General features: G+C 64.1%; 7 protein-coding genes. 3 read left to right on the top strand and 4 right to left on the bottom strand.

Annotated features, from left to right (window positions below):
• Positions 1-245: 245 nt before the first annotated feature.
• Positions 246-626, bottom strand: a complete 381-nt coding sequence (locus WBF82_RS05695; protein WP_424382108.1) for a hypothetical protein — start codon at positions 624-626, stop codon at positions 246-248.
• A gap of 185 nt (positions 627-811) precedes the next feature.
• On the opposite strand from WBF82_RS05695, the gene WBF82_RS05700 reads away from it, so the two are divergent.
• The 3 genes from WBF82_RS05700 (at position 812) to WBF82_RS05710 (ending at position 4441) form a co-directional block, all read left to right on the top strand.
• Positions 812-1894 (top strand): phosphotransferase, encoded by a 1083-nt coding sequence (locus tag WBF82_RS05700; protein WP_424382113.1) that lies wholly within the window; start codon positions 812-814, stop codon positions 1892-1894.
• An 11-nt stretch (positions 1895-1905) separates the two neighbouring features.
• Positions 1906-2652, top strand: coding sequence for an MBL fold metallo-hydrolase (locus WBF82_RS05705; protein WP_424382109.1), 747 nt, complete (start codon positions 1906-1908; stop codon positions 2650-2652).
• A gap of 253 nt (positions 2653-2905) precedes the next feature.
• Positions 2906-4441: an LCP family protein gene (locus WBF82_RS05710; RefSeq protein ID WP_424382114.1), complete on the top strand. Its 1536-nt coding sequence runs from the start codon at positions 2906-2908 to the stop codon at positions 4439-4441.
• On the opposite strand, the gene WBF82_RS05715 is transcribed toward WBF82_RS05710, so the two are convergent.
• From WBF82_RS05715 to WBF82_RS05725, 3 genes are all read right to left on the bottom strand, one after another.
• Positions 4434-5306: an alpha/beta fold hydrolase gene (locus WBF82_RS05715; RefSeq protein WP_424382110.1), complete on the bottom strand. Its 873-nt coding sequence runs from the start codon at positions 5304-5306 to the stop codon at positions 4434-4436. The genes WBF82_RS05710 and WBF82_RS05715 overlap by 8 nt on opposite strands.
• Positions 5303-6094 (bottom strand): SDR family NAD(P)-dependent oxidoreductase, encoded by a 792-nt coding sequence (locus WBF82_RS05720; RefSeq protein ID WP_424382111.1) that lies wholly within the window; start codon positions 6092-6094, stop codon positions 5303-5305. The genes WBF82_RS05715 and WBF82_RS05720 overlap by 4 nt, the downstream gene beginning before the upstream one ends.
• 18 nt (positions 6095-6112) lie before the next feature.
• Positions 6113-6343: SDR family oxidoreductase (locus WBF82_RS05725; protein ID WP_424382112.1), on the bottom strand; the 231-nt coding region annotated here is incomplete at its 5' end.

Consider the following 6343-nt stretch of genomic DNA (forward strand, 5'->3'; position numbering starts at 1 on the left):
GTGCCCGCGATGCGAGCGGTGTAACGGCGACCACGCTCGTCGCTGCGAGCGCGGCAGCCGCCAACGCGTACGGACGTGAAATGGTGTTCAACCCGTCTCCCCTTCTGCGTCGATATGACCCAAGTCGGGGAACCGTAACGTGAAGAAATCCTGTGCAGAGCCGGGATTCGAAACACTCAGGCGGGCTTCATAGAATCATGCGCTCCTCGTCAGCCCAATCCTGACGAGGAGCTCAACAGGCGCGGCTAGCGGCTGCGCGGCAGCGGACCACTCACCGTCAGGGGAAGCGATACTTCTCCCGCTGCGCCCTTCATGGCAACGGTCCACGGACCATTGGAATTCAAGGTGAGCCGGAGCTGGAAGCAGGCAAAGCCCGCATCCGCGTTCGTTAGGTTTGCCGGCAGCTCGCGGTGCATATGGATGGGTTGTCCATCATCGGGCGGCGAAACCTCTATGACAACCAGGCGATCTTCCCCGCCGGTGTCCCCTTGGGTCAACACCGCGAGGTCAAACTGCGCTACTCGGTCGGGGCCGACTTTGTACTTGCTTATCACGCCGCCCTGGACGTTCAGCTTGTTGTCAAACGCTTCGGTCTTCTCGGCCAGGAACGCCCCGCTTATCCTCATGCGTCCCAGTATCTATAAAAACTGGTGCGCCGTACTGGGATTCGCGCTACGTCCATCGGCAAGATCGCGCCGGGTAGCCAGTACTCACGCGCGAGCTTTACAGTGAGGCGTCTTTTTGTAAAGATGCATCGGTGGCGGGTGGGGTTCTACCGGTTCTCGGCTTGGCGGCGCATTTGGGCCGCGGAATGCAACGTGTGGCAACCGATGCCGTCATCGGTCGGATGCGGTCGCTACCGCGGACGATCAGTGACCTTGATGCGCAATCGCTTTCGAACATCATGGGACGCCGAGTGACGTCGGTATCGGTGATCGGTGGCGACACAGGGACATCGTCGCGAGCACGCCTGGCATTGACCGGCGACGATGTTCCGGCCTCGGTCTTCGTCAAGATGCCGGCGGAGACCGTCGCCACCCGGATGATAGGCGAGCTGGGCCGGCTCGCACAGACCGAAGTGCTCTTCTACCGCGAGCTGTCGTCACAACTCACCGGCGTGCCGACGGCATACGGGTCGGCATTCGACTCGCTGACCGGTCGCTTTGTGCTGGTGCTGGAAGACCTGGCGGTTGATTCCTGCGAGTTTCCCGATACCCTACATCCGCTCGACCACGACCGGGCGACCATGATCGTCGAGCTGCTTGCCGAGTTGCATGCGACATTCTGGGAACGCCTGCCGCCCAAGGCAAATGGTGGTCCGCTCGGCTGGATCTACTCTGCCTCAGATGATCACACGTCGCTGCTCACCGGTCCGCTGTTGAACACCTCGGCTCGCCGTCTGGCCGAGCGAACCTCCATCCGCGTAGAAGACGGCCGGTTCATCATCGACAACTATCGCGCCGTCGCGAAAGTGATTGACAGAAAGCCGAACACGGTGATGCATGGCGATGCGCATCCCGGCAACGTCTACTTTCGCAATGGCGATGCGGGATTGCTCGATTGGCAGGCGGTCCGACGAGGACATCCCGGCCGCGAACTGGCCTACACACTGATCACCAGCATGACCACCGCCGACCGTCAGCGCGGCGAACGCGACCTACTCGCCGTCTATCGCCAAGCCCTGGCGGCCGGACGCGGCCCCGAGTTGGATCCCGACGACCTCTGGCTGCGCTATCGACAGGGCTCGCTGTACGCGTACGTTGCATCGGTGATCACCGCCGGGATGGGCGGCATGCAAGCCGAAAGCATCGCACTGGAAGGCGTTGAGCGCGCCGTGGCGGCATTGGCTGATCTCGGGACCGTAGCGGCACTCAAAGAGTCGTTGTCGCCGTAGGTTGTCTAGCCATGAAGCTGACGGTTCTCGGTAGCGGTGGATGGATCCCGACCAGCTTCCGGCAGACGAGCTGCTACCTGATCACCTCCGGCACCGAGGCTTTGGTGTTAGACGCCGGAACCGGTCTGGGTGCGCTGCACATCAACCCCTCGCTGCTCGATGGTGTCGAGACGGTGACCCTGGCGCTCAGCCACTTTCACCTCGACCACGTGAGCGGGCTCGGCTTCGTCAGCGCTCGCGGCGTGGCCGGCCGGGAACTGACGGTCGCGGGCCCGGGCTCGCTGTCCTACGGCCGGCCCACCCGCTCGATCGTGGAGGAACAGCTTCTCGCGTCCCCTCTACAAACGTCCTCGCCGGTGGCGTCGGCCCGTTGGGCGGAGTTGGGTTGGGACACTTTGAGTTTCGCCGGCCATGAGCTCATGACGTGGGAGCAGACCCGACACCCATTGCCCTCGGCGGGCTTTCGGGTAGGGGACCGTTTCGCGTACTGCACCGACACCGAGTTCGACCCGGAGACCATCCGCCGCACGGCGGGCGTGACCACGCTGCTGCATGAAGCGTGGGAGCCGGTCGATGCCGAGCGCGGCCACACCTCCGGTGACGAGGTGGGCGCCATCGCCGTCGAGGCCGGTGTGTCACGGCTGGTGATCACCCACCACCATCCCCTCCCCGGCGTGCCCGAACGCACCGCGGCTGCCGCGCAGGCGCGGTTCGCCGACGCTGTCTCGGCCGCCGATGGCGCGGTTGTGGAGCTGTAAATAGCCCATTGATGACCACGATTTGGTCACAAACAGGCGCTTCTATCCGGCGGTCATTGCGACCCGGAGCGGTGCGTTGTCGCAGGTAGTGGCCCCTTTCTACCCGCACGGTAGGCTTGAGGTCGTTACTTGGCTCACTACGCGTTGCACAGCAATCTGCCGCATACTGAACGCCAAGCATTAAACGTCCGCGCAAACTGCAACCGGGGGTCACGCGCGGCACCCATAGGCAATCGAGGTTGTGGTGGCTGACCTGCAGCGATCCAGCGCTAAGCACCGCCATCGTGCCACGCCCGTAGCGCGGCGCGGGCGCGCATTGGTGCACGCCTGCTGGGTATTGGTGGCAGTGGCCGCGGTGCTGGCAACCGGGTCGGGATGGTGGATGGCCCACGGCGTACTCGGCGGAATCACCGTCTCCCAGGCGCTGAGTTCCGAGGATCCGAAGTCCACCGGCGACGCGATGAACGTCCTGCTCATCGGGCTTGACTCGCGAAAGGACCAAAACGGCAACGACCTGCCGTCGGCCGTACTCAAACACTTGCACGCCGGCGACTCCGACGATGGCGGATACAACACCAACACCTTGATCCTTGCGCATGTCAGCGCCGACGACCGGGTGACCGCGTTCTCGATCCCCCGTGACGACTGGGTGTCGTTCACCGGAGTGCCGGGCTACAACCACATCAAGATCAAAGAGGCCTACGGGCTCACCAAGCAGTACGTCGAGCAGAAACTCATCAACAAAGGTGTGAGCAACCAGAAGGAGCTAGAGACAAAGGGCCGCGAAGCTGGACGCGCTGCGACGTTGAAGGCGGTGCGGAGCCTGACCGGAGTGCCTATCGACTACTTCGCCGAGGTGAATCTGGCCGGTTTCTACGACCTGGCCCAGAGTCTGGGCGGCATCAACGTATGCCTGAAGCACGCCGTGTACGACTCTTATTCCGGGGCCGACTTCCCGGCCGGGCGCCAGACGCTGGATGCCGAACAGGCGCTGTCGTTCGTGCGCCAACGCCACGGCCTGGAAAACGGTGACCTTGACCGCACCCACCGTCAGCAGGCTTTCCTCTCGTCGGTCATGCGCCAATTGCAGGACTCGGGGACCTTCACCGATCTGGGCAAGCTCAAGGGCTTGATGACGGTGGCGCGCAAAGACGTCGTGTTGTCGTCGGGCTGGGACGAAGACCAATTCCGCCGGATGGGCGCGCTCGCGGGCGGCTCTATCGAATACCGGACGCTACCCGTGGTGCGCTACGACAACATCAACGGCCAGGACGTCAACATCGTCGACCCGGCCGCGATCAAGGCTGAAGTAGCCGCCGCCTTCGGCACCTCCTCGGAGGGCACGACGACGACCACCTCCGAAGCACCGAGCGCGTCGACTGTGGTCGACGTGATCAACGCCAGCAACACCAGCGGGCTCGCCAACCAGGTAGCGCGGGCGCTGAAGAAGGGTGGCTACAGCACCGGCGCGATCCGCGACCGCGTTCGCGGAGAGCCCACCGCCACCTCGATCGAATACGCCCCCGGCGCCGAGAGCGACGCACGTAACGTGGCGACGTTGCTAGGCATCGATGCACCGGACCAACCCAATCGCAAGCTCCAGTACGGTCACGTCGAAGTCGTCGTCGACGACAACTACTCCGCGCCGTCCCAGGACGAATCCACTTCCAGCTCGGCCTCAAGCCTTTCCGACGGTTACGGCTATAGCCGATCAAGCACGGAGTCCACCGAGCCGAGCCCCGATCAGGGTGCACCAATCGACGGCGGCGGCGTGCCCTGCGTCAACTAAGCTCGGCGTCCTTTCGCAACAAGAACGCCAGCACGGCGCTTTCGAAGGCCTCTTTCGCCTCGATCATCGTCCAGTGACCGCAGTTCGGGAACACGTGCAATTCGGCATTGGGAATGGTGCGCATCGGGAGCAATGCCATGTCCAGCGGGCTGACTCGGTCGTCGCGGCCCCACGTGATCAGGGTCGGCGCCTTGACCCGGTGCATCATCGCCCACGGCTGCGGCCCCTTGGACGATTCCATGGCTTTCATCATCTGCGCGAAGGCTTCGCTGCCGTACATCCGTCGCGCCCCGGCCAGTGTCTTCGGGTCGGTGGCATGCGTCCAGCGCTCGTCGATAAGTTCCTCGGTCACCGTCGCCGGGTTATAGACCATCGAATGCAGCCAGCGCACCAACCGCTCCCGGGTCGGCTCGTCGGTGAACTCCTGCAGCAGCCGGATGCCTTCTGGCGGGCCAGGACTCAGGATGTTGCGACCGATGCCGCCGATCGTGACCAGGCGACGCACCCGCTCGGGGTGAGCTATCGCGAAGTTGATTGCGACACCACCGCCCATTGAATTGCCGACGATGTCGACGGTGTCCAGGCCGAGCGCGTCGACGAAGCGCACCAACCCGTCCAGTGCGGTGATCATGGGGTGGCCGCCGAAATCGTCGCTGACGCCGAAGCCGGGAAACTCCAAAATCAGACATCGAAAGAATTCGGCGAACGCGCCCAAGACGCCGCGGAAGTTGCGCCATCCGGTCACACCGGGCCCGGAACCGTGCAGCATCAGCAGAGGCAGGCCACTTCCTGCTTGGTGATAGCGCAGAACTCCTGCGTCGGTGGTGATTTCACGCAAGGTGCCCTCGTACGTCAGCTCCGTCACGCGTGCGTTCCGCCGTCGATGCGGATTTCGGTGCCGGTGATGAACGCGCCGTCGTCGGACACCAACATGGCGATGACGCCGGCGACGACAGCCGGATTGGCCATCCCGGCGCCGCTGGATTCCTCGGTGGTGGGCATGATCGGCATCAGCCGGGTGAACAGCGTCCAGTCCACATCTTGCGGAATGTATCCGCCTGTGGCATCGGTAATTCCGGACTTGATGCTTCCGGGTGCCACGCACACCGCGCGCAGTCCCTTGCTCGCGTACTCGAGCGCCAGCGCATGGGTGAAGGACTGTACCCCGCCCTTGCTGGCCGCGTAGGCCGCCATGTAGGGATGGGCGAACGACGCCGACGTCGAGCTGAAGTTGACGATCGCGCTGCGCGGATTTTGCAACAGGGCGGGCAGCGCTTCGCGGACCACCAGGAAGGTCCCGGTCAGGTTGATACCGATGATCTGATTCCACAGCTGCAGGTCCATCTGGTCGGTGTGCACCGCGCGCAGAATGCCGGCGGCGTTGACGAGTGAATCCAGGCCGCCCAACGTATCCACCGCCGAGCGCACGCCGTCGATGACCGAGTTCTCATCGCCGATGTTCATCTCCAGCGTGGTCAGCCGGTCACCGGCCCCGATTTCGCCGGCCCGGGCGCGGGTCTTGTCCAACCCGTCAGCGGCGACGTCGGCGGCCACCACCGCGGCGCCCTCGTCCAGCAGGCGCAGCGCGGTGGCCTGCCCGATGCCCGAGGCGGCACCGGTCACCAGGATCCGGTTGCGTTCTAGTCGCTTCATCTGCACTCCTGTCTGGTATCAATGGCCCATAACGTATTTCACGGTCGGCCCCGCGGTCCAGCCGCCATCCACGGCGATCTCTGCGCCGGTGACATAAGCGGCGTCGTCGGACAGCAGATAGCCCACGGCGCCGGCAATCTCCTCGGGCACCGCCACCCGTTCCATCGGCGTGTTCGGATAGTTGCCTTCGCCGACTTGGATGCCGACATGTGCGGTCATCGGGGTGTAGGTCATGCCGGGGTGCACCGA

The sequence above is a fragment of the Mycobacterium sp. genome (genome assembly GCF_049673265.1).
Classification (GTDB): Bacteria; Actinomycetota; Actinomycetes; order Mycobacteriales; family Mycobacteriaceae; genus Mycobacterium.

Coding starts and splice junctions, on each gene's coding strand:
- WBF82_RS05720 (WP_424382111.1), bottom strand. CDS start 6,094: ATGAAGCGACTAGAACGCAACCGGATCCTGGTGACCGGTGCCGCCTCG.
- WBF82_RS05700 (WP_424382113.1), top strand. CDS start 812: ATGCAACGTGTGGCAACCGATGCCGTCATCGGTCGGATGCGGTCGCTA.
- WBF82_RS05705 (WP_424382109.1), top strand. CDS start 1,906: ATGAAGCTGACGGTTCTCGGTAGCGGTGGATGGATCCCGACCAGCTTC.
- WBF82_RS05695 (WP_424382108.1), bottom strand. CDS start 626: ATGAGGATAAGCGGGGCGTTCCTGGCCGAGAAGACCGAAGCGTTTGAC.